The sequence below is a fragment of the Halomonas sp. RT37 genome, assembly GCF_040070525.1.
In the GTDB taxonomy this organism is placed as follows: domain Bacteria; phylum Pseudomonadota; class Gammaproteobacteria; order Pseudomonadales; family Halomonadaceae; genus Halomonas; species Halomonas litopenaei.
In genome coordinates, this window is record NZ_CP098827.1 from 43,204 (window position 1) to 64,737 (window position 21,534).

The 21,534-nt window shown below is 62.8% G+C and carries 19 protein-coding genes and 1 other RNA gene; 7 read left to right on the plus strand and 13 right to left on the minus strand.

What is annotated here, in order from left to right; translation table 11 throughout:
* Window positions 1-265: 265 nt before the first annotated feature.
* From NFG58_RS00150 to NFG58_RS00160, 3 genes are all read right to left on the minus strand, one after another.
* The gene (locus NFG58_RS00150; RefSeq protein ID WP_124804520.1) at window positions 266-919 is read right to left on the minus strand and encodes a 5-formyltetrahydrofolate cyclo-ligase; all 654 of its coding nucleotides are present in this window, start codon (window positions 917-919) and stop codon (window positions 266-268) included.
* A gap of 3 nt (window positions 920-922) precedes the next feature.
* Window positions 923-1,107: non-coding RNA, 6S RNA (gene ssrS, locus NFG58_RS00155), on the minus strand.
* Window positions 1,108-1,305: 198 nt separating this feature from the next.
* On the minus strand, window positions 1,306-1,617 hold the full coding sequence (locus NFG58_RS00160; protein WP_045990982.1) for a cell division protein ZapA: 312 nt from the start codon (window positions 1,615-1,617) through the stop codon (window positions 1,306-1,308).
* A 232-nt stretch (window positions 1,618-1,849) separates the two neighbouring features.
* Here NFG58_RS00160 and NFG58_RS00165 point away from each other — a divergent pair, with 232 nt between their 5' ends.
* The 3 genes from NFG58_RS00165 (at window position 1,850) to NFG58_RS00175 (ending at window position 5,729) form a co-directional block, all read left to right on the plus strand.
* On the plus strand, window positions 1,850-2,434 hold the full coding sequence (locus tag NFG58_RS00165; RefSeq protein ID WP_348827362.1) for a YecA family protein: 585 nt from the start codon (window positions 1,850-1,852) through the stop codon (window positions 2,432-2,434).
* Between the two features lie 474 nt (window positions 2,435-2,908).
* Window positions 2,909-4,237 carry a 2-octaprenyl-6-methoxyphenyl hydroxylase gene (gene ubiH, locus NFG58_RS00170; RefSeq protein WP_348827363.1) on the plus strand — a complete coding sequence of 443 codons (1,329 nt, stop codon included), beginning with the start codon at window positions 2,909-2,911 and terminating at the stop codon, window positions 4,235-4,237.
* A 229-nt stretch (window positions 4,238-4,466) separates the two neighbouring features.
* Window positions 4,467-5,729 (plus strand): UbiH/UbiF/VisC/COQ6 family ubiquinone biosynthesis hydroxylase, encoded by a 1,263-nt coding sequence (locus NFG58_RS00175; RefSeq protein WP_348827364.1) that lies wholly within the window; start codon window positions 4,467-4,469, stop codon window positions 5,727-5,729.
* A 39-nt stretch (window positions 5,730-5,768) separates the two neighbouring features.
* On the opposite strand, the gene NFG58_RS00180 is transcribed toward NFG58_RS00175, so the two are convergent.
* The 3 genes from NFG58_RS00180 to gpmI form a co-directional block, all read right to left on the minus strand.
* Window positions 5,769-7,073: a S41 family peptidase gene (locus NFG58_RS00180; RefSeq protein WP_348827365.1), complete on the minus strand. Its 1,305-nt coding sequence runs from the start codon at window positions 7,071-7,073 to the stop codon at window positions 5,769-5,771.
* A gap of 71 nt (window positions 7,074-7,144) precedes the next feature.
* On the minus strand, window positions 7,145-8,296 hold the full coding sequence (locus NFG58_RS00185; RefSeq protein WP_348827366.1) for a peptidoglycan DD-metalloendopeptidase family protein: 1,152 nt from the start codon (window positions 8,294-8,296) through the stop codon (window positions 7,145-7,147).
* Window positions 8,297-8,418: 122 nt separating this feature from the next.
* Window positions 8,419-9,990 carry a 2,3-bisphosphoglycerate-independent phosphoglycerate mutase gene (gpmI, locus tag NFG58_RS00190; protein ID WP_108449612.1) on the minus strand — a complete coding sequence of 524 codons (1,572 nt, stop codon included), beginning with the start codon at window positions 9,988-9,990 and terminating at the stop codon, window positions 8,419-8,421.
* A gap of 494 nt (window positions 9,991-10,484) precedes the next feature.
* Between gpmI and NFG58_RS00195 the strand changes: the two genes are divergently transcribed.
* Genes NFG58_RS00195 through NFG58_RS00205 form a run of 3 tightly spaced genes read left to right on the plus strand, consistent with a single transcriptional unit; the run spans window position 10,485 to window position 12,233 of the window.
* Window positions 10,485-10,907 carry a rhodanese-like domain-containing protein gene (locus NFG58_RS00195; protein WP_045990988.1) on the plus strand — a complete coding sequence of 141 codons (423 nt, stop codon included), beginning with the start codon at window positions 10,485-10,487 and terminating at the stop codon, window positions 10,905-10,907.
* Between the two features lie 43 nt (window positions 10,908-10,950).
* Entirely contained in the window at window positions 10,951-11,493 is a 543-nt protein-coding gene (secB, locus tag NFG58_RS00200; RefSeq protein WP_045990989.1) for a protein-export chaperone SecB, read from the plus strand.
* Window positions 11,493-12,233 carry a 16S rRNA (uracil(1498)-N(3))-methyltransferase gene (locus NFG58_RS00205; protein WP_348827367.1) on the plus strand — a complete coding sequence of 247 codons (741 nt, stop codon included), beginning with the start codon at window positions 11,493-11,495 and terminating at the stop codon, window positions 12,231-12,233. Before secB ends, NFG58_RS00205 begins: the two co-directional genes overlap by 1 nt.
* Window positions 12,234-12,360: 127 nt before the next feature.
* Here the strand turns inward: NFG58_RS00205 and NFG58_RS00210 are convergent, their stop codons facing one another.
* Window positions 12,361-12,873 carry a helix-turn-helix domain-containing protein gene (locus NFG58_RS00210; RefSeq protein WP_348827368.1) on the minus strand — a complete coding sequence of 171 codons (513 nt, stop codon included), beginning with the start codon at window positions 12,871-12,873 and terminating at the stop codon, window positions 12,361-12,363.
* Window positions 12,874-13,027: 154 nt separating this feature from the next.
* On the opposite strand from NFG58_RS00210, the gene NFG58_RS00215 reads away from it, so the two are divergent.
* The gene (locus NFG58_RS00215; RefSeq protein ID WP_348827369.1) at window positions 13,028-13,516 is read left to right on the plus strand and encodes a DUF2938 domain-containing protein; all 489 of its coding nucleotides are present in this window, start codon (window positions 13,028-13,030) and stop codon (window positions 13,514-13,516) included.
* A 417-nt stretch (window positions 13,517-13,933) separates the two neighbouring features.
* On the opposite strand, the gene NFG58_RS00220 is transcribed toward NFG58_RS00215, so the two are convergent.
* The 6 genes from NFG58_RS00220 to NFG58_RS00245 form a co-directional block, all read right to left on the minus strand.
* Window positions 13,934-14,986: an Ldh family oxidoreductase gene (locus tag NFG58_RS00220; protein WP_222516245.1), complete on the minus strand. Its 1,053-nt coding sequence runs from the start codon at window positions 14,984-14,986 to the stop codon at window positions 13,934-13,936.
* The gene (locus NFG58_RS00225) at window positions 14,983-16,497 is read right to left on the minus strand and encodes a tripartite tricarboxylate transporter permease (RefSeq protein WP_045995208.1); all 1,515 of its coding nucleotides are present in this window, start codon (window positions 16,495-16,497) and stop codon (window positions 14,983-14,985) included. The genes NFG58_RS00220 and NFG58_RS00225 overlap by 4 nt, the downstream gene beginning before the upstream one ends.
* 3 nt (window positions 16,498-16,500) lie before the next feature.
* Window positions 16,501-16,971 carry a tripartite tricarboxylate transporter TctB family protein gene (locus NFG58_RS00230; RefSeq protein ID WP_348827370.1) on the minus strand — a complete coding sequence of 157 codons (471 nt, stop codon included), beginning with the start codon at window positions 16,969-16,971 and terminating at the stop codon, window positions 16,501-16,503.
* A 10-nt stretch (window positions 16,972-16,981) separates the two neighbouring features.
* Window positions 16,982-17,962: a tripartite tricarboxylate transporter substrate binding protein gene (locus NFG58_RS00235; protein ID WP_045995210.1), complete on the minus strand. Its 981-nt coding sequence runs from the start codon at window positions 17,960-17,962 to the stop codon at window positions 16,982-16,984.
* Between the two features lie 605 nt (window positions 17,963-18,567).
* The gene (locus NFG58_RS00240) at window positions 18,568-19,626 is read right to left on the minus strand and encodes a GntR family transcriptional regulator (RefSeq protein WP_348827371.1); all 1,059 of its coding nucleotides are present in this window, start codon (window positions 19,624-19,626) and stop codon (window positions 18,568-18,570) included.
* A gap of 368 nt (window positions 19,627-19,994) precedes the next feature.
* Window positions 19,995-21,524 carry an altronate dehydratase family protein gene (locus NFG58_RS00245; RefSeq protein WP_045995212.1) on the minus strand — a complete coding sequence of 510 codons (1,530 nt, stop codon included), beginning with the start codon at window positions 21,522-21,524 and terminating at the stop codon, window positions 19,995-19,997.
* Window positions 21,525-21,534 lie beyond the last annotated feature (10 nt).

A 21,534-nucleotide genomic window follows, 5' to 3' on the forward strand; every position in this document is an offset into this window, starting at 1 on the left:
TTGCCATACATGGGTGATCACCCTATAGTCTGAGTCAGTCGCTTTGACCACAACATCAAGACAATACGGCAAGCGGCCGTATGAAGGGAGTCAGGAATGAAACGCAAGCCCGATCTGATCATGTCACTGGTGCTGGTGTTCGGCCTGGGAGTCGTGGCGACCGGCTACGCCCAGGCGCTGGTGGGAGGTTGAGGCACCAGGCACCATGGTCACGACATCGGCATAGATCCAACTCCGGCCGCCCTCAGGGGCGGCCGGAGGCGTTTCAGGCAGGGCGGATCACTCTGCGATCACTGACGATGGCGTTCAGCGGCACGTCCCATGAGGCTACCGGCAGGCGTTCGACGCGCTGGACGTCATGGGCCAGGCCGATCAGGCGTGGCCTGGGGCCGCCCTGCCCGCTGTCGGGATGGGCGAAGGCCAGGGTGCGATCGTAGAAGCCTCCACCCATGCCCAGGCGCTGGCCGGCGTCGTCGAAGCCCACCAGCGGTAGAAGGATGGCGTCCAGCGCCCAGGGTGGCAGACGACGCGACGGATGGGCGCCGTGACGGCTGCAGGGTTCGCTGATGCCGAAGCGATTGGCGACCATGGGGGTGTGCTCGTCGTAGCGGACGAACCACAGGCGATTGTCGCTCAGGGGGCGCAGTACCGGAAGATAGGCCTGGGCGCGCCGCTGGCGTAGCCAGTCGAGCAGGGGGCGAGGATCGATCTCCCCGTCATTGGGCAGGTAGAGCGCCACGCGACGGGCACTCAGCAGTTCAGGAAGGCGACGCAGGCGAGCCAATAGTGACTGGCTGGCGGCCTGCTGCTGGCGCGGGCTCAGGGCCCGGCGTCGTCGTCGTAGTTCGCGTCGCAGCTCGGTACGTGACAAGTGTCCGAGCGTCATCTGTGCGTCAATGGAAGAGCGCAGATCGTTCATTCGAGGTTCCCCAGAGTGCCGCTGTCGTTCTGGCCCTTGAACCCATAGGTTCAAGGTGGGTGGCCGCAGCCGAGCCGTCAGGCTTTCCGTCGCACGGACTTGCACACGGGCCCGGCTAGCATTTGGCCCCCTGGGTACTGCGCATAGGCTCGAGGGACTGTAACGACTGGCGCACACCCCAGGGAACTCCTCCATGCTACCAGACCGGGGCCTGGCGCCAAAGTGAAGATGCCTTCGAGTGCTTGGGGAGGCAGTGTCGACCAGGCGCGCTGGTCGCGAGACACCAGCAAGGGGATGAGGTGCTGGCACGGCTCTCGCAGATGAGGCGGGGCGCGGACCACCGGGGCGGTGCGGGCTCGGGCACCGAAAGCCCTGATCAGCCTTGATCAGACGTCGGAATCGCGACTCGGCGCCTTGGCGAGCGCCTGTTCCAGGCGGGTGTTCAGCTCGCTCAAGCTGGCTTCGCCTGCACGCTTCTCGTCACGCAGGCCCAGCAGTTCGTGGGCCAGGTTGAGTGCAGCCATGATGGCGATCTTCTCCCGATCCACCACCTTGCCCTGGGCGTGGATCCCCTGCATGGCCTGGTCCAGATAGCGGGCAGCACGCTCCAGTCCCTCCTGCTCCTCGGGGGCACAGGCGATGGTGTAGGGGCGTTCTAGCAGCGTAATGTCGGTGGTATGCCGCTTGGTGTCATTCATGGGCCTGGCTCCGGGGCGGGCCTTGGCTAACGCAGCGCCGAACGGGCAGGATGCGTTACCATCGGGGATCGATTGCGAGTCACTATAAGAGAGCCTTCAGCGGGGGGTCAACGCGACACCTCAAGACGGGAGCACCGACGGCGCTTACCGATGCCATGGGCAAGCGGCTTCTGGTCACCCCGGGGGCGCCGCGGTATTGCCACCCTGAACCTCTTCTTCAGCGGATATCATCATGTCTTTGATCAACGAACGCCAGGACTTCTCCACCATCGCCGACACCTTTTTGTTGCATGGCAGCATGCAGTCGCCGGCCTTTCTCGACGGGCGCCTGTGCGCGGCACTCGGCCTGCACGACCTCACCGCCGAGGCCTGGCTCGAGGAGGTCTGCCTGACCCTCGGGGTCGACCAGCCCAGAGACGAGCCCAGCGCCGAACGCCTGCTCGGCTGGCGCCGCCAGACCCTGGACGCCCTGGCCAGCACTGAGCTGAACTTCGAACCGCTGCTGCCTGATGAGATGTTCTCGCTGGCCGAGCGGGCCCAGGGCCTCAAGGAGTGGACTCTCGGCTTTCTCGAAGTGGTGGAGGATGCAGGCGACGCGCCCAGAAAGAAATGGTCCGAGCCGCTCAGGGAGGCCATCGAGGATCTCGCGGGTTTGGCCGCCATTGAGACCGATATCGACGACAGTGCGGAGAACGAAAACGACCTCTTTGCCCTGACCGAACACGCCCGCATGGCGGCGATGCTGCTCTATACCGAACAGCACCCTGGCACCCCGCAGGTCGAGCAGGTCGACGAGACGCCTCCCTCCACCCACTGACGCTTGCCAAAGTCCCGAACGATGCCTGCAAAGTTCGGGATTTTTCCCTCCTTTTCCCGTCGCCAGAGCCTGCTATGCTGGATGGTGTGATTGATCTGGCGTCGCGCTTCTGGGCTCGGGTCGCCGGCGAATCGACCGCCTTCCTGTCCTTGGCGATCATGCCTCTCTCGGCGATCACATCTGTCTCATCGGTGCGTGACCCTGGTGCCGCGGGCTCGTCTCGCCCCTTTCTGGGGCGCCGACGCTCGTCGGTGACCGGGTCGTCGTGGGCAGGACGATCGTCGGATTGCCTTGAATATTGGCATGCCAGCGTTTCCCTGCAATTGCGTCTTGTCGAAGCCTTCGTTCAGGGAGGGATGCAAGCGGCTGAGGGCTAAATCAGGGTGCTGTTTCGCCAGGGCGATTGGTGGTCTTATGACCAGCTAGCACGCTAATAAATATTTGATTACGTAAAGTTATTACAGGAATACAGTAATGCCGCAAGACACCCCCGAGAGCACTGTGGAACCAACGGCAAGCCGCCTTTCAGCGAACGCCCCTCAGGCGTCTTGCCAGGAAGGTGGCCATACGGTCGAGCGGGTCGACGTGGCGATCATCGGCGGGGGGCTGGTGGGGGCGAGCCTGGGGACGGCCCTGGCAGAATTGATCGAACATTCCGGCCTCAAGGTCGCGGTGGTCGAGGCCGCTCCGGTGGCACCGCTTGCACCGTCGGCGCAGGAAGCGGCGCCTTCGGCGGGAGAAGACGACGCCTGGCAGCCAAGCTTCGACGCCCGTGCCAGCGCGATTGCGGCGGGATCTGCCGCGCACTTTTCGCGCCTCGGGGTGTGGTCGGCCATGGCCGCGAAGGCCAGCGCGATCTCGCTGATCCATGTCAGTGAGAAGGGGCGCCTTGGTGCGACGCGCCTGCGTGCTGACGAAATGGGCGTCGAGGCGCTCGGCTACGTGGTACCCAACGCCTGGATGGGGCGGGTGCTGCATCGCCGCCTGGCCGAACTGCCGCTCGACTGGCACTGTCCGGCTCGGGTGGAGCGTATCGAACCCGTGGCCGCAGGCCATCGTCTGTGGTTGTCCAGCGGCAGCGTGCTGGAGGCCGGCCTGACCGTGCTGGCCGACGGCGGTCGCTCTGGCCTCAAGGAGGCGCTGGGGATCGAGAGCGACGCGGCCCCCTACGATCAGGTGGCAATGATCGCCAATGTCGCCGTCGGGCGCCCCCACCAGGGCGTTGCCTACGAGCGCTTCACACGGCAAGGCCCGATGGCGCTGCTGCCGCTGCCGGGACAGGCCATGGAGCTGGTGTGGACCCATGAAAAGGGCAGCGAACAGAGCCGTCTGGCATTGTCGGACCGCGCCTTTCTCGAAGAGCTGCAGGTCGCCTTTGGCGATCGAGCCGGCGCCTTCGTCAAGGTCGGCCAGCGCCAAGTTTACCCGCTGTCGCTGGTCACCGCGCGGGAGACGACACGGCCGGGGCTGGCGGTGCTGGGCAACGCCGCACATGCCCTGCACCCGGTGGCGGGCCAGGGCTTCAACCTCGCGCTGCGAGGGGTGATCGACCTGGTCGAGGCCATCGAGCAAGGGCTCGAGGCCGGCCAGGCGCCTGGCAGCGCGGCGACCCTGGCCGCCTTCGAGCGACGCCGCGAAGCGGACCAGCGCAATGTGGTGCGCTTCAGCGACGGCCTGATTCGGCTGTTCGGCATCGACCAGCCACTGCTGTCCCACGCCCGTGCCGCGGGACTGATTGGCCTGAACCTCGCAGGGCCGCTGAGGCGGGGCCTCGCCAGGCGGGCCATGGGCAGCGAACGATAATTGGGTAGGGGCAACCCTGGCCCGCTGGTGTCATCTGGCCCACAGGGCCTTCCCGTGGCGTCAGGCAGCCTTCAGGCACTGCCCCTGAAAGCCTGGCGGTCGAGCATAGGATTGCCCTTGGCGGTACACTGGGTGCGCTGCGTTGCCGGGACCCTGAGGGCGAATCCGCAAAGGCACGTGGTGCAAGCGAGTCAGTGATCGTCAGGAAGACTGGGAGAGCGAGACGCCGATGAAGGAGCAGGCAGAGGGTTCAGCCGCCAAGGCAGCGCCGACGGGAGTCGATGTGGTGATCGCCGGTATCGGCATGGTAGGTGCCGTACTGGCCGTGCTGCTGGCACGGGAAGGCTGGACGGTCGCCATGGTGGACCCGCGTCCGGGCCCGCTGGACTCGGATGACCTGCCGGGCAGTGTGCCGGCCCCCCGCGTCAGCGCCCTGACCCCGGTGTCTCGACGGTTGCTGGAAGGCCTCGGTGCCTGGCCGCGCATCGACGCCTGGCGCGCCACGCCCTACACCGCCATGGAGGTGTGGGACGCCGACGGCTCCGGCGAGGTCGGCTTCCGCGCCGATCAGGCCGGGGTGCCGGTGCTTGGCCATATCGTCGAGAACGATGTGATTCTGGCGGCGCTGGAAGCCGAACTGTCGAGGCTGCCTCAGGTGCAACGCCTGCATGGTCGCAAGGTGGTGGCGCTGGACGACGGCGCCGTTCGTCGGCGGGTGACCCTGGATGATGGCAGCGTGCTGGCCGCCCCGCTGGTGGTCGGCGCCGACGGTGCACGTTCACCGCTGCGCGAGCTGGCCGGGATAGCGGTACGTGAACAGGACACCGGGCAGTGCGCGCTGGTGACCACGGTGAAGACCGAGCGGCGTCATGGCGGTGTGGCCCGTCAGGCCTTTCTGGCCACCGGCCCCCTGGCCTTCCTGCCGCTGACGGTGGCGGGAGACAGCCACTACTGCTCGATCGTCTGGTCCACCACCCCGCAGGAAGCCGAGCGCCTGGCGGCACTCTCGCCGGCGGCGCTGGGCCAGGCCATGGCCGAGGCGCTGGATCATCGCCTGGGGGCGGTGGAGGTGCTGGATGAGGCCAGGAGTTTTCCGCTCAGCCAGCGCCACGCCGAGCGCTACCACCTGCCGGGGCTTGCGCTGATCGGCGACGCCGCTCACAGCATTCACCCCCTGGCCGGCCAGGGGGTGAATCTGGGCTTTCTCGATGCGGCGGTACTGGGCGAAGAGTTGCTGAACGGACGCCGTCGTGGTTTAGCACCTGGCGGCCCGAGCCTGCTGGCACGCTATGAGCGACGTCGGCGTGGCGATAACGCCATGATGCTGGTGCTGATGGAAGGCTTTCGGCGTCTGTTCGGCAGCCGCCACCCGGGCCTGACGCTGGCGCGCAACCTGGGGCTTTCCGGCGTCGACCGGTTATCTCCGATCAAGCGCCTGATCATGCAGCAGGCCACCGGCTCACGTGGGCGCCTGCCGCTTAGCTGTCGCTAGGGGGCAGGCAGAGTGCGGGCCAGGGCCTTGTCGCCCGGCCTAGCGCGTGTCGCGCTGACTGATCACGTTCAGCGCCTTCAGCAGATTCAGTGCCTCGCCCAGCTGGTAGTCGCCGTCCAGCCGATCGCTGCGGCTGCTGCCGGCGCGATCTCCACCATCGCCAAGATGTCCTTCCAGGTCAGACTCGCGAATGCGCAGGTTGCTGGTATCGGCGACCTCGAGCCGGCCGCGCACGACCTCGACGTCGGGCTCGATGCCCTGGGCCTGGATCGAGCGACCGTTAGGGGTGTAGTAGAGCGCGGTGGTCAGCTTGAGCCCTTCACCATTGCCCAGCGGCATGATCTGCTGCACCGAGCCCTTGCCGAAGCTTTCGGTGCCCATCACCACGCCTCGGCGCTGGTCCTGCAGGGCGCCGGCGACGATCTCTGCAGCGGAGGCGCTGCCGCCGTTGATCAACACCACCAGCGGCACGTCCGGCGCCGCGGTGCGTTGGGTTGCCGAAAAGCGCATGTCGCTATCGGACAGGCGCCCCTCGGTGTAGACGATCAGGCCACGGTCGAGGAAGGCGTCGGCCACGTCCACCGCCGACTGCAGTACGCCGCCGGGGTTGTTGCGCAGGTCCAGCACGATGCCTGACAGGGCCCCCTGGTCGCGCAATTCGGTCAGGGCATCCTCTACCTGCTCGCCGGTGCGGGCCTGAAACTGACTGACGCGCAGATAGCCGTAGCCGGGCTCGAGGATGTCGCTCTTCACGCTGTCGGTACGGATGATTTCCCGGGCCAGGGTGACCTCACGTGGAGCACCATCGCCGGCGCCGACCACGGTCAGGCGAATCTCGGTGCCTGGCTCGCCACGCATCATGTCCACCGCTTCCTGCAGGGATAGCCGATCGGTGGGGGTCTCGTCGATGCGCAGGATGGCGTCCTGAGCCTGTAGTCCCGCGCGCTCGGCCGGGGTGTCGTCGATCGGCGAGATCACCGTCAGCTGGCCGTCGTCGAGCCCGACCTCGATGCCGATCCCGCCAAACTCGCCTTCGGTGGTCTCCCGCAGGTTGCGATAGGCTTCGGCGTCGAGGTAACTGGAGTGGGGGTCCAGCTCCGAGAGCATGCCGCGCATGGCGTTCTTGAGCAGGGTCGCATCATCGACCTCTTCCACGTAGCCGCGCTTGATCCGCTCGAACACCTCGGAGAAGGCCTGGATCTCGCTGATCGGCAGATCATCGTCGGTCGCCTGGGCGCTGGCCAGCGAAGGCCAGGCCAGGGTCGCGGCGAGGCACCACGCAAGGCAAGTCCCGGTCAGTGTCTTGAGGCGCGAGGGACGGTGGGCGGCTCGGGGTTCGGTCATGCGGTCTCCGCTCGACGTAGGGGCAAGGTTCAAGCATAGCCTTAGGCCGGATGGTTGAAAATGGCGTGTGCTCAGCGCCGCGCGATCCAGCCACCAGGATCGATGGGGTCTCCGCCTCGGCGTACCTCGAAATACAGCCCCGGAGCGTCGCGGCCTCCGCTGACGCCGACGCGGCCCAGTGTCTGGCCACGCTCCACACGGCTGCCGACCTCCGTCTCGAAGCGTTGCAGGTGGGCGTAGAGGGTCATCACCTGGTCGCCGTGGTCGACGATCAGCAGATTGCCGAAGCCGCGCATCCAGTCGGCGAACACCACCCGGCCGGGGTGAACCGCTTCGACCGAAGTCCCGGATGGCGCCTGAATCAGGATGCCGTTGCGGTGGACGCCGCGGGATTCGCGAAAGCGCGACAGCATCATGCCCTGCACCGGCCACGGCAGGTCGCCTCGGGTGCGCTCGATGGCGGTGGACGGCGGCGGGCGCTCGAGCCGTGCCATGGTTTCCTGCACCTCGCGCAGGACCCGCTCGGCGTGGGCCCGGTCCTGGTCCAGCGAGGCCAGCTTCGAGGCCTCGGTGTCGTAGCGTTGGTCGAGCTGTGCCACCAGCGCCTGACGCTCGCGGCTCTGCCTGGCCAGGGCCTGGCTACGGGCCGCCACATCGGCCTCCAGGGAAGCCAGCTCCTCGCTGCGGTGTTCGAGCTCGCGGCGGTTGTCATCCAGACGCTGGTCCAGTTCAGCGAGCAGATCGAGGCGCTCGTTGCGGGCATCGGCAAGATGGTTGAGATAGGCCTGCAGGCGGTCCAGTCGTGCTGGGTCGTCCTGATTCAGCAGCAGCTTCAACTGTGGTGTCAGGCCCATGCGATAGAGCGCATCGAGTTGACGACCCAGGGCTGCCCGCTGCTCCCGGCGTTCGGCTTCCATCAGTTCTCGGCGATGCGCAAGCTCGGCCATCTCCTGATCGAGCCGGCGGCGTTCGGCCTGCAGCGTATCCAGGCGCTGGTGGGTCTCGGCCAGTGCGGTTTCCACCTCGCGCAGGGCCTCGCTGGCCTGGTCGCGGGCGCTATCGGTGCTGGCCAGGCGCTGACTGGCCTCTTGAATACGCTCGCCGATGGCGTCGAGCCTTTGCCTGGCCTGCTGCTCGCTGGGACTGGCCTGAGCGAGCGGCAGGCCGGCCTGTGTCACAGGAGTGAGCGGCAGGCCACCCAGCCACAGGACCGCTGCCCCCACGGCGACAGCCGCGCGGACAAACCCACAACGCCGCCCCGGGCGGGGCGGCGTCGTACGTGGGGGTGGGCAGCTGCCGGGCTGGCGCCTCGATGGCGCGACTGGGGCTGCGGTGCGCAGAGGTCTCACGACAGCTCGATCAGTACCTCGCCGGTCATCTCCTCCGGCACCGACTCGCCCATCATGGTCAGCAGGGTCGGCGCCAGGTCGCACAGGCGACCGCCGTCCTTTAGCCGGGCCTCGCGGCTGCCCACGTACACCAGCGGCACCGGGAAGGTGGTATGCGCAGTCTGGGGGTTGCCGGTCTCGGGGTGCACCATCTGCTCGGCGTTGCCATGATCTGCGGTGATCAGGCAGGCACCACCGGCGCGCTCGATCGCTTCAACCACCCGACCCACGCACTTGTCTACCGCCTCGATGGCGGCCTTGGCGGCGTTGAAGTCACCGGTATGGCCGACCATGTCGCCGTTGGCGTAGTTGCAGATGATCAGGTCAAAGCTGCCGCCGTCGATGGCGTCGACCAGGGTGTCGGTGAGCTCGAAGGCGCTCATCTCGGGCTTCTCGTCGTAGGTCTTGACGTCCTGGGGTGAAGGAATCAGCTCGCGCTTCTCGCCCTCGAATTCCTTCTCGCGGCCGCCGGAGAAGAAGAAGGTGACGTGGGCGTACTTCTCGGTCTCGGCGATGCGCAGCTGGGTCTTGCCGCGCTTCTCCATGACCTCGCCCAGGGTGTTGTTCAGGTCGGCTGGCGGGAAGGCCGAGGGCGCGGGAATATCCGCGGCATACTGGGTCAGCATGACCAGGCCGTCGGCGGCCAGCGTCGGCTGTACTTGACGGTTGAAGCCGTCGAAGTCCTCGAGCACGAAGGCGCGGGTCAGCTCGCGGGCGCGGTCGGCGCGGAAATTCAGGAACAGCACGGCATCGCCGTCTTCGGCAGCGACCGGCTTGCCGTTCGGGCGCACGCTGGTGGCGGCGACGAATTCGTCGGTCTCGCCACGCTCATAAGCGGCGTCGAGGCCGGCTTCGGCGCTCTCGGCCTGGTGCTCGCCATGGCCCTCGGTGATCAGGCGATAGGCCTTCTCGACGCGGTCCCAGCGGTTGTCGCGGTCCATGGCGAAGTAGCGGCCGATGATCGAGGCGACGAAGCCGTTGTCCTGACCCACCAGCTCGGCGAGCTTGGCGTTGGCGCGCTCGATGGAGGCCCTGGCGCTCTTGGGGGCGGTGTCGCGGCCGTCGAGGAAACCGTGCAGGTAGATGCGCTTGGCGCCACGCCGCGCGGCCATCTCGGCCACCGCCAGCAGGTGATCCTCGTGGCTGTGAACGCCACCGGGGGACAGCAGGCCGAGCAGGTGGACCGCCTTGTCCGCCTTCACCGCCGCGTCGATGGGCGCGGTCAGCACGGCATTGTCGTCGATCTCGCCGTCTTCGATGGCCTTGGTGATGCGGGTGAAGTCCTGGTAGACGATGCGCCCGGCGCCGAGGTTCATGTGACCGACCTCGGAGTTGCCCATCTGACCGTCCGGCAGGCCCACGTGGCGGCCATCGGTGTGGATCAGGGTGTGCGGGCGTTGCTGCCACAGGCGGTCCATGTTGGGGGTGTCGGCGGCGGCGACGGCGTTGGACGCGGCGTCTTCATTGTGTCCATAGCCGTCGAGGATGATCAGCGCCACCGGGCGCGGTGCGGTCGCAGTATCCGTCATGAGGAATTGCCTCTAGCTCAAGATGACCTCGCCCGGCATCCTTTTGTTGGCGCTCGACGCCTGGCGTCGTCGCCGGATGTCCTGGGGTGTCGTGGGTAAACGCTGGTGCCTGGCGATTCGGAAAGCGCGCCCGACAATAAGATCGGCGCGTCTTCGTGAGTCTCGTGGCTTGCGGTTTCAGGCTCGCGACACGATCCTCCTTGCGGCATCATATCGCACGCTGGCAGCGGTCGTCATTGACCCGACGAGGCAGTGTCCGGAGGCAGGCGGCATCGCCCCCGAGTCGTGTATACTGGCCGCCCTGCGGCGGGTAGCGGTGATCGAGCGCGGGCATCGTACCTGCGTCTCGCGTCGTCCGGTCTGTAGACTGGACTCGCAACACCGGCCTTGAGGCACCGGTCTTGTGACATAGATCTTGTAACAAAGGCCATGGACGCCGATTTCGCCACCCAGGCCACCACCATTTTTGCATCCGACGAGAGTTAGCCGACCCCATGATCGATCAGCTGTTCGAATTTGTGCAGAATCACCCGTTGCTGGTGGCTGCCTTCCTGGCCGTGCTGACGGCCTGGCTGCTGTATGAGCTGCGCAACGCCAACGCCGGTGGCGTCACCACCAGCGAAGCGACCCAGATGGTCAACCGCGAAGACGCGGTAATTCTGGACGTTCGCGACAAGAACGACTTCAAGGCGGGACACATCGCCGGCGCTCGCAACATTCCCCAGAGCAGCCTCGATTCCCGTATCAACGAGCTCGACAAGGTCAAGGCCTCGCCCATCGTGGTGGTGTGCAAGCACGGCCAGAGCTCAGGTGCCGTGGCGGCCAAGCTCAAGAAGGCTGGCTTCGAGCGCGTGTTCAAGCTCAAGGGTGGCATGACCCAGTGGCAGACCGATAACCTGCCCATCGTCAAGAAGTGACCGTCCGCACGATTTCTGATTACCCGATTCAAGGATCTTTCTCATGGCAGACGACAACAACCAGAACGCTGGCGCCCAGGCCGCCGGTCAGCAGGATCAGGAAAAGCCGCAGGTGCAGTTCTCGCTGCAACGCATCTACGTCAAGGACATCTCCTTCGAGGCGCCGAACTCACCTGGCGTCTTCGGTCAGCCGTTCAAGCCCAAGGTCGGCCTCGACCTGGACACCCGCAGCACCAAGGTTGCCGACGGCCTTTTCGAGGTGGTGATCAAGGTCACCGCCCAGGTCACCCACAGTGAGAGCGGCACCACCTGCTTCCTGGCCGAGATCGAACAGGCCGGCCTGTTCCGCATCACCGGCATCGAAGGTGACCAGCTCGACCACACCCTGGGTGCCTTCTGCCCCAACGTGCTGTTCCCGTACGCCCGCGAGTGTGTCGACAGCCTGGTCAATCGTGGTGGCTTCCCGCCGCTGATGCTGGCACCGGTCAACTTCGAGGCGCTCTACGCCCAGAAGAAGCGCCGCGAGGCCGAGCAGGGCGATGCTCAGGGCACTGCCCAGGGCGAGCAGGCGCCGACCGCCCACTGATGAGCGACGCCGCCTTCCAGGGCCCCCGCATCCACGTCGCCGCCGCGCTTGTCGCCGGCGGCGACGTCGTTCTGCCTGAAGGAGCCGCGCGACATGTGGGGCGCGTGCTGCGGCTCAAGCCCGGTGATCCCCTGGTGCTGTTCGACGGTCAGGGTCGCGAAGCCCGTGCCGACATCGCCGAGTCCGATCGCAAGAAAGTAAGCGTTCACATACTCGAAGTGCGCGATGGAAAGGGCGAATCGCCCTTGTCCGTCCATCTCGGGCAGGCGATCTCCAAGGGCGATCGCATGGACTACGCCATCCAGAAGGCGGTGGAGCTCGGCGTCGCCGCGATCACTCCGCTGTACACCGAGCACGGCGATGTGCGCCTCAAGGGCGAGCGTGAGGCAAAGAAGCTGGCCCACTGGCAGGCGGTGGCGGTGAGCGCCTGCGAGCAGTGCGGCCGCGCCACTGTGCCCGAGGTCAGGGCCCCGCAGGCGCTGAGCGAGTGGCTGGGCCAGCGTGACGAGGCGCTCAGGCTGGTGCTCCACCCGGGTACGCCAGGCGTGCTCGAGCGCGCCGAGCGCGTCGCCAGCGCCTGCGTGCTGATTGGCCCCGAGGGTGGTCTGTCCCCGCGCGAGGTCGAGGCGGCGACGGCACAAGGGTTTGCGGCGCTGACCCTGGGACCACGGGTCCTGCGTACCGAAACCGCCCCGGTGGTGGCGCTGACGCTTCTGCAATCACGCTTCGGGGATATGTAAGTGCTTACTTTAGGCGGCCAGCGTCGTCCCGGCTGACCCGATCCGGCGTCCTGATCCGCGTGTTGAAAAAGACCCGGCTCCTGTTTCGAGGAGCCGGGCCTTTTTTGCGCTAGTGGCAGAGATCCGTTCAGCCATCTCGTTTCAGTCTTGTTTGTCCATGCTGGGTTCTCGCCTCTTTTGCTCCATTCGCCCCTTTCGCCCCTCTCGCTGCTTTCGCTCCATTCGCCACTTGTCGTCCAGGCCCTCGCGCTGACTGCCTGGCAAGCGCGATGCGCATCAGGCGCTGAAAGGTGGGGCATTCCAGGTGGCGGGGTGCGGTGCAGGTCGTGGCATGGCGTAGGCCATCGCGGATCGCGCTCAATTGCTTGATGCGCCGGTCCAAGGCGTCCGCCTTGGCACCCAGTCTTTCGCGGTCGATGTCGGGTTTGCCTTCCTGGCCAAGCATGTCGCCTATCTCGGCCAGCGAGAACCCGGCTGCCTGTCCCAGGGCGATCAGCGACAGGCGTGACAGCACGTCCGGCGCAAAGACCCGCCGCAGCCCACTACGTCCGATCGAGCGGATCAGCCCGATCTCTTCGTAATAGCGCAGTTTCGACGCGGCGACGCCGCTTTGCCGGGAGACCTCGGAGATGTCGAGCATGGCGCTTGACCTCAAGTTTACTTGAGGTCGTAAGCTACTTCGGCTTTGCCTGAATCTGCAAGAGAGCGCGCGACCTTGCCGTCTCTTGACCCTCTGGATGCGTTTCTCTTCGATCGGCTCGGCAGCGGGCTCTCTCTGTTGGAGGAGTAGTGCAGTGGCAGAACTTCTGGTTGATGCCCTTTGGCTTGGCGTGGGGGCGACCGCCTTCATGGATGTCGTCGCGCTGGCGCAGCGCCGGGTACTCGGCATTCCCTCCCTGGATTACGCCCTGGTGGGGCGCTGGCTGGGTCACCTGGCGGGAGGCACTGTCGTCCATCGCCCCATCTCGGGAAGCGCGCCGATACGCGCAGAGGCGGCGCTGGGGTGGACGTTTCACTATCTTACGGGCGTGGTGTTCGCCCTGGTGTTTCTGGTGCTTGTCGGATCGGATTGGCAGCAACGACCGGTGTTCGTGCCCGCGCTGGTGTTCGGTGTGGTGACGGTGCTCGCCCCGTTTCTGGTGCTGCAACCGGGGTTGGGCGCAGGCATCGCCGCCCGCAGGACCCCTCGGCCTAACATCGCCAGGCTTCGCAGCCTGACGGCGCACGCAAGCTTTGGTATTGGCCTTTGGGTAGCCGGGCTTGGGGGCATGCTCGCCTTCTAGGGCTTGTCTGAAAAGTGCCTGCGCTCGGTAATACGGCGTTAAAAATCGGCTGGTGCGCCAGCCCGGTCAAAATGCTCATTTACACCCCGTAAACTGCGCTTTCTCACCGATTTTTGCCTTGTCTAACCTTCGCTCGTCGACTTTTCGGACAGCGCCTAGGGCGCGTACGACGAGCGCCTGAGCTCTGCAATACCGGCGTGTAAATTCGTGCCAGTGAGCGCTTACATACTGGCTGGGCGTGGTTGTCCAGCCTTTCCCCCGCAGGACGCCAATAGCCTCTCGTGCATAGCCCGGCTCATGTGAGCCGGGCTTATGTGAGCCGGGCTTATGTGAGCCGGGCTATCCAGGAAGCCGGGACGAGGGACAACGCCCTGGTTCATTCGTCCCTGGCGCAGCATTGCGGTCAGCCTTGATGGCTCAAACGTCCAGGGTTCCTTTCAATGACGAATCCTCGATGGCGCTGCGAAGCTCTGCGACCACTTCGCCGGGAAGCGGGATGCCCTGATCGAGAAACTCGGTGCGGCGCCTGAGCCCCGATTGGCCTGGCAGCCGCACAGGACGTTCGGGGTCAACGGGCTTGGCTTGCAGACAGGCTTCGACCAGGTGGTCGGTTTCGTCGAGGAAGTCGCTGCTCCCTGCAAATAGTGCCGGATCGATCACCATGACGGTCACCGAGGCCCCCCACCCACTTGGATCGTCCTTCCGTCCGAAGCCACCAAGGGCCGAGGTCAGTGCCTCGACCATCAATCCCATGGCAAAGCCCTTGTGGCCAAACTCGCGCCCACCAAGCGGGAGAATGCTGCCCTGAGGGTCCGTAAAGTAGTCAGCGGGGTTATCGCTGACGACCCCCTGGTTGCTGAGAATGACCGGATGATCGAGCCTTGAGCCCTCGGCCCTGGCCTTGGCCACGCTGCCGTTGGTGACGGTGGACATGCTGACGTCCAGCATGATCGGCTGGATTCGGCTCGGGATTCCCATGGCGATCGGGTTCGGTGTGTAGACTGGGTCGAGCCCACCGTATGGGGCCACCGACTTTACCGCCGGGTCAGACGTCATGATGATCGGCATCAGCCCCTGATCGACGAAGGGCTTCAGATAGGAGGCCAGGCAGGCAATGTGGTGGGATCGCTTGATGCTGACGATACCGATCCCCGACGTCCTGGCCGCATCAGCACTTTGCTCAAGCGCCTTCTGGACCAGGTAAGGGCCGAGGATATAGTGTCCGTCGTAGGCCGCCGCCACAGGGCTGATCTGGCGGGATTCGAGCAGCGACGCATCACCACGTGCATGGCCGGACTTCAAGTCCTTGAGGTAGCCGTTGGCCAGTTTTACCCCATGGGTATGGTGTCCCAGCAGGTCCCCCTCGATGAGGATGCTGCTGGTCGTCCGACTGACTTCTTCGGATGCGCCGGCCTCTCTGAAAAGTGTCACCAGGACATCTTCCAACCACGGTGTCGTATAGCGTCTCATGATAATTCCTGTGCCTTGTTGGAGTTGGCGTGCTTGAACTTCTTGTAGGCCATGGTCAGCAACGGCGAGAGCCACAGCAGAATGACGAGGGCGCCTAGCCCTGCGCTGATCGGGCGTGAAAAGAAGGCCAGCAGGTCGCCATTGCTCTTGAGCATGGAGCTCATGAAGTTATTTTCCAGGGTAGTGCCCAACACCAGCCCCAGGATGGCGGGCGCCATCGGGAAATCGCACCTCGCCAGGATCGATGCCACCGCGCCGATAATAAGCATGATCCAGACATCGGTAATCGAATTGTTGATCGAAAATGCGCCAACGATGCAGAAGCAAAGGATAATCGGCATAAGTACCTTCCTTGGCGTCAGGATAAATACTTTTGCCGACCGTATTGCGGCATATCCAATGGGCAGCATCACCAGGTTAGCCAGGAAAAAGACGACAAAAAGCGCATAGATCAACCCACTGCCATCCATGAAGATGGTGGGGCCGGGGTTCATGCCCTTCATGTACAGCACCCCGATGACGATGGCCGTGATGGAGTCTCCCGGGATGCCGAACACCAAAGCCGGCACCCAGGCGCCGCTGATGCCAGAGTTATTGGCGGAGCTGGCATCGACAATGCCTTCAATATGGCCCGTCCCGTATGCCTCCTTTTGCTTTGAGCGACCTTTGCCCACGGCGTAGGAAATCCAGGCGGCTATGTCGGCACCGGCACCAGGGAGCGCCCCGATCAGGGTACCGATCGATCCTCCGCGAAACATGTTGGGCCAGTAGGCCTTCAGGTGTCCTGGAACTTGGCTGAAGACGCTATCCTTGGAAAGCGACGGCATTGCTCTACCATCGCCACGTGAACCATAGAAGAGCATCAACTCGTTGAGCGCGAACATGCCGATCATGACCGGTATGAAGTTGATCCCGGCCATGAGGTCCGGGATGCCGAAGGTAAAACGAGGAGCACCACTCATCATGTCCAGCCCGACAGTGGACAAGAGAAGGCCGATCATCAATGACAGGAAGGCCTTTACCCTGGAGCCGATAGCGATAAAGATCGAGCAGCTCAAACCCAGCAAGGCCAGCCAGAAATACTCGAATGAACTGAACTGAAGAGCGACCTCCGCCAGTGACGGAGAAACGAAGACAAGAATAATGGTGCCGAAGATTCCACCAAATACCGAGCAAACCAGGTTGACGCCAAGGGTTTCCCGGGCCCGTCCGGACCGCGCCAGAAGGTGGGAGTCACCTACATAGGCAGCGGAGGATGGTGTTCCAGGAATATTCAGATAGGTCGCAGGAATGTCGCCGGAGAATATCGCCATGGCAGATGTGGTCACGATCGCCGCGATAGCCGGAACCGGATCCATGTAAAAGGTGATCGGTACCAGCAAGGCCACCGCCATGGTAGCCGTAAGACCTGGTACGGCACCAACGAAAACACCAAAGACGGAGGCGGCTAGAATGACGAGCAAGGTCTCGACATTGAAGACTAGCTGTAACCCTAGAAGAATGGTATCCATGACTTATCCCCAGAATCTCATCAACCCTTCGGGAAGGGGAATCATTAGGTAGGTGGAGAAAATAAAATATATGATCAGTGATGCGAGTATGGATACGGCCAGGGATAGAAGAAGTGAAGCCTTACGGGAAAGCATAAGAACGAAAATACCAATGGCGAGGCTAACCGCTGCGCCCAGGAATTCACTGGTGAGGATATAGAAGATAATCATCACGCAGGGAAGAAGTGACGCCAGGAGCGACCGGATAGGAAGCGGCCGGTTATTGCCCGGAGTGTTACTGGCATACTGGGTCTTTAAAATGGGGACCTGCTTTACCGATAGGAACAAACCACCTATAAGAAACCCTCCCCCTATGAGGGAGGGAAACAGAGATGGCCCAAATTGCAGGCTAGCCATCGTCGGGTACTGTTGGGCTACATAGATGACGATGCAGCCCGACAGCATGAAGGCTAGCCCCAAGATGAAATCTCTCATCTAGCAATCCTTACTTGCCCAGACCGACGTTCTCGATGATCTCACCGTAGACCGCGTCCATCTCGACCATCAGCTGGCCGAACTCTTCCGCGTTACGCCACTCGGTGCCGAACCCCTGCTGGGACATGAAGTCCTGATAGGTATCGCTGTTGTAAGCTGCTTCCAGTGCGGTCTCCAGCGTAGCGACGACCTCGGGATCCATTCCCTTTGGCCCAGCAATGCCGCGCCATTCGCCGACAAGATAGTCGCTGCCGATCGCCTCCTGGATAGTCGGAACGTCAGGGAAGCTCTCGATGCGCTCCGGTCCCATCACGCCCAGGCTCTTGGCACGTCCCGCTTCGATCATCGAACGTGCTTCAGGAACAGAGCTCGGAACGATCTCCAGGCCGCCAGCGGCAAGTTCGGTCATGGCCGGTGCGGCGCCCTGACTGGGAATCCAGGTGACGCGGTCAGCTTCCATACCCTGATCCATCAGGAAACCGGCGAAGGCCAGGTGCCAGACGCCCCCCAGACCGGTACCGGATGCCTGGAAGGTTCCCTTGGGTTCTTCCCGGATGGCTGCTACCAGGTCTTCCAGAGACTCATAGGGAGCATCTGCGCGGACCTGAATCCCCGGGTAGTCGAAGTTGATCTGCCCGATCGGGGTGTAGTCTTCGTAGGTCAGGTTGGTCAGCCCCTGCCAGTGCATCATGTTGAGCTCGCCAGTCACCAGGCCCAGCGTGTAGCCATCGGGGCGAGCCGTGGCCATGGCGCTATGACCGACGACGCCGCTGCCGCCTGTGCGGTTGACGACGTTGACCGTCTGGCCAAGCTCCTCTTCGAGTGCGGTGGCAATGGTCCGCGCGGTGGCGTCTGTGCCTCCACCGGCCGCCCAGGGGACGATGATGGTGATGGGCTTTTCCGGATAGGCAGCAAAGGCAGAACTGGAGGCTGCGAGCAACAGCGTTGCGGTGACGGTCTTGACGGTTTTTGTGTTGATTATGGCTTTCATTGGCATGCCTGGATCGTCTAATTATGGATTGTAGGGAGTAACGAATCTAGCACGCTGTGTTCATTGCGTACAATGAACGTTTTTTAGACTTTAGTTTAGTTCCCGGCCGAAAAAGGGCTCTTTTGTGAGCCACGGATTCACGCGGAAGAAAAGGCGATAAGTGCTCGGGTCGGCCAAGCAAAAGATACCCGTGGCGAGGCCGCAGAGAGGCAGAAAAGACTATAAAATCATTCAATAACAGATGGTTGTGAGAGGTGCCGGTTGGCGGTGGAGACTATTGCTCTACCCTGGCCGACAGACACAATGGTGGACTCTTGTTGGCCACCAGCGGCTCAGATCGCCAGAAAGATGACGGCTATAAGGGAGGGTAGACAAGAGTCATCGCCGTCTAGAAATTGGCTTTGTTAATGCAAATCCGGAATAGAAAGACGACCCGATGCATGGAGAACCTGGTTGGAGGAGCATGGCGGTAGCAAGCCTACAAGGAGGTCCCCTACAGGTGCGCGAGAGTCAGGTGCCGAGTGGGGGCAGGGCACCTGGCATTGGTAGACCCTGCTTGTCGAAGACAATTCGTCGTCGGCCAAGCCCCGACAACAATGACTTCTCTATCCGCCGGGGCTGCGAAGATATTCCGGGATATCGACTTCCGGGCTATCGCGAAACTGCTCCAAACGATGCTGTACCTTGGACTCTGACGCCGTGAGATGCTTGAACAGGGAATGGCGAGCCTGAGTCGGCTTCCGCGAAAGCATCAAACTGAAAACTTCGCGATGCTCGTCAAAGAAGGGATCGCTCTGAGGAAAGTCGATCTTGCTCCCGAGAAGGTGCTTGCTTATCAAGAGGATGGGGCGGGTACGTTGAAGCATGGTAACGATTTCATCGTTGCCCCCCGCTATCATGGCATGTTGATGCAGGTCGTTTTCCAGTTCGTCGAGAAGCTCTCCCCGGATGTTCGGGTATTGGTTTTCTGCGCTATCGAGCCGGTCAATGTAGCGTTTGATATCGGCACTGGGCAGTTTTTCGGTGGCTTGGGCGATCATGAAGGGCTCAAGCTGTTGTCGAGCCTCGTATAGCTGATGCAGTCTGTCATCATCCAGTGGTACCACTGTCCAGCTACTGTACTTGTTGTTTTCAACAACACCCAGGGACTGAAGGTGAAGTAGAATCTTTTGAGTCGTGGTTCGGCTAACATCGAGAAACTTTGCCAGTTTTAGTTCGTTTAGCTCCATACGACCTAGCATGGAGCAGAGAACGATATCGCGTTCGATTTCTTCGGCAAACTTTCGCCAGGAGTCGGTCCGGCGGACCGCCATCTTTCCGCTGGATTGTGCGAAGTCCTTCTCGGTGAGTTGGCGTCTGATAACGTCAGAAGGCTGACTCCCCACCAGGTAGCCCCTGCCATCAAAGCGGCTGATCTTTCCTTCATTGTGAAGCCGTTCCAGTGTCTGACGCACAGGGGAACGACTAATCTTGAAAAGCTCGGAAATATTGCTTTCCAGCAGAACAAGCCCCGTTTCGAGGCTACCGCTTTCCATGCTCTCGGTTAATATGTGGTAGAGCTGATCCTTTAGCGTACCCATCTCGACTCTCCAATACCGTGTCGCAACAATTCTTTTTAGCTTTTGTTGTGGTGGTTTTCCGGCCTTGCGCTTGAAGCTTGCCATGATGAGATGGCGATAGTGTCAATGGAGGGGTCTACCCTTCAAGAAACCGTATTCGCTTGGCTCAGATCATTGTTCGTCGGCTTGCCTACCGCTAGCGCCAAAGGGCCTGAAGCCGAGCGCTGTAAGACTGATGGCCTGGCATCGGGCCTCGCAGGGGCGGTCTTTTCCTGGTCGGACAGACTGTCCTCGACCCATTTGGCCTTGGTCCCCCGGGGCCCGCAATACCCTGGCCGGCTAGCGTAAAGGACTGCATCGGCTGGACGTACATCCCCTGCCTGCGTATCGCTGTCAGGCGCAGGGGGCACTCGCGGCAAGCTTTCGTTGCGCTGGTGTCCGTGACCCATGGCCGCTGCAGTCAAGGCGTCGGCCTAGGTCACGGCGCCGACCATCCACGGGACGAACTCATTGTTGCCATACCCCAGGGTTTCGCTAGCGCTGGATTCGCCCGATGCGACCGCGATGATCCGCTCGAAGATCATCTCGCCGACCTCTTCGACACTTGCCATGCCGTCAGCGATAACGCCACAGTTGATATCCATGTCTTCGGACATGCGTTCATACATGGCGGTATTTGTCGCGAGTTTGATGGACGGTGCCGGCTTGTAGCCTGATACCGAACCCCGTCCCGTCGTGAAGCACACCATATTGGAACCGGATGCGATCTGCCCAGTCACCGATACCGGGTCATAGCCCGGGCTGTCCATGAAATTGAACCCCGGCTGCGTGCGTGGCTGGGCATACTCAAGTACGTCGTTGAGACTGGTCGATCCGCCCTTGGCGACGGCACCCAGCGATTTTTCCAGGATCGTCGACAGACCTCCGGCCTTGTTTCCCGGAGACGGGTTGTTATTCAGCTCGGCGCCATTGATCTCTGTGTAGTGCTTCCACCAGGCGATGCGATCCAGGAGCTTGCTTGCCACGTCCTTGCTGATGGCTCGATCCAGGAGAAGATGCTCGGCGCCATAGATTTCGGGAGTTTCGCTGAGGATCACGCTCCCACCATGCTTGACGATGAGGTCCGCAGCGTGCCCGAGTGCTGGGTTCGCGGTGATGCCCGAGTAGCCGTCTGAACCGCCGCACTGAAGCGCCACGGTAAGGTTGCTGAGAGGGCTGGGTTGGCGCTCGGCTCTTGGATGGCTACGGGCCATATCGAGGATCTTCTCGCGCGCCAGTTCGATACTTGCCCTGGTGCCGCCAACATCCTGGATGTTGAAGTAGTAGAGACGAGATGTATCGGTCAATCCCGATTTTTCCACCAATTGCTTGACCTGATTGGTCTCGCAGCCGAGACCAATGATCAACACGAAGGCGAAGTTCGGGTGTCTTGCATAGCCTGCGATGACGCGCTCCAGAAAGGCGAAGCCTTCTGTTTCGGTATTCATGGCACAGCCGGAGCCATGGGTTACCGGAACGACTCCGTCATAGCCCAGGGCTTCGACCTCTCCGGATGCATTGAGCTGTTCTGCGGCCATTTTTGCGACCGTTGCCGAGCAGTTCACCGTGGAGAGGATGCCAATATAGTTTCTTGTTCCCGTCTGGCCGTCCGAGCGTAGATAACCATTGAAATGCCGCTCGCTCTCGTCGGCGTTGGTCATCGCTGCCGGCGAAAATCCTTCCAGAGAAGTGGTCCGCTCGAGCATCGAAACGTTGTGCGTATGCACATGCTCGCCCTGAGCAATATCACTGCTGGCGTTGCCGATGACCTGGCCATATTTGGTGATGCTGTCGCCAGCAGCGATTGCCTTCAAGGCAACCTTGTGGCCCGCGTCAATATTCTGCAAGGACAGGTTCGAATCGTCGTCAATCGGCATACCTTTCGGCAGGGCACGAGTGGCGACCCCGACATTGTCCTGGGGATGCAAACGAATGACAGCAGGCGTGTTGTTAATTAGCTGCATGGACGGCCTC